This window comes from Azotobacter armeniacus, from assembly GCF_054779355.1.
Genome location: NZ_BAAGYK010000158.1, coordinates 1 through 883 on the forward strand (window position 1 = coordinate 1; position 883 = coordinate 883).

The 883-nt window shown below is 64.7% G+C and carries 1 protein-coding gene; it reads left to right on the plus strand.

All coding sequences use genetic code 11. The features are described from left to right. Positions 1-883, plus strand: an 883-nt coding sequence (locus tag ACYVD0_RS21500) for an IS701 family transposase (RefSeq protein WP_460428694.1), incomplete at both ends; no start/stop codon positions are given.

Genomic DNA, 883 nt, shown 5'->3' on the forward strand with positions numbered 1-883 from the left:
GTATGTGCTCGAGCATCTGGCCGACGACGAGGCCGTCCTGGTTCTGGACGAGACCGGCTTTCTCAAGCAGGGCCACGCCTCCTGCGGCGTGGCCCGCCAGTACAGCGGGTCGGCCGGCAAGATCACCAACTGCCAGATCGGTGTCTTCGCGGCCTATGTCTCACGCCATGGCCATGCCTTCATCGACCGGGCGCTATATCTGCCCAAGGTCTGGACGGATGACCCTGAGCGCCTGGCCGCCGCCCAGGTACCGGAGGGCATCGGATTTTCAACCAGACCCCGGATGGCCCAGGACATGATCGAGCGGGCCCTCGCGGCGAACACGCCTTTTGCCTGGGTGGCTGCCGACAGCGTCTACGGCGTGGGTCATCTCGAGACCGCCTTGCGATGTGCCGGGAAAGGCTATGTGCTGGGTGTCAAGGGCATCCATACCGTCAAGGCCTGGATTGACAGGCCCTGGATCTCCGGCACGGCCGAGCAGGTGGCGCAGGCGTTACCGCTTTCGGCCTGGAGATGCTGCTCGGCAGGCGAAGGCACTCAGGGACCGCGTCTGCACGAGTGGGCCTATCTGGAGCTGGCAGACCTGGAGGCCAGTGACTATGGCCTATCCGCGACAGGACTGTGGACACGGGGCCTGCTGATTCGCCGCCGCCTGGTCGATGGAGAGCTGACCTATTTCACCACCTGGGCGCCGGCTGGAACGCCCCTGGAAAAGCTGGCCTGGGTAGAAGGGCATCGTTGGGCGATCGAAAGTGCCTTCGAAACGGCCAAGAACGAGTTGGGGCTCGAGCATAACGAGACCCGCTCCTGGCATGGCTGGCATCGCCATGTCTCGTTGGTCATGCTCGCCTTTGCCCTGCTGGCCGCGATCCGTCACCGTGCC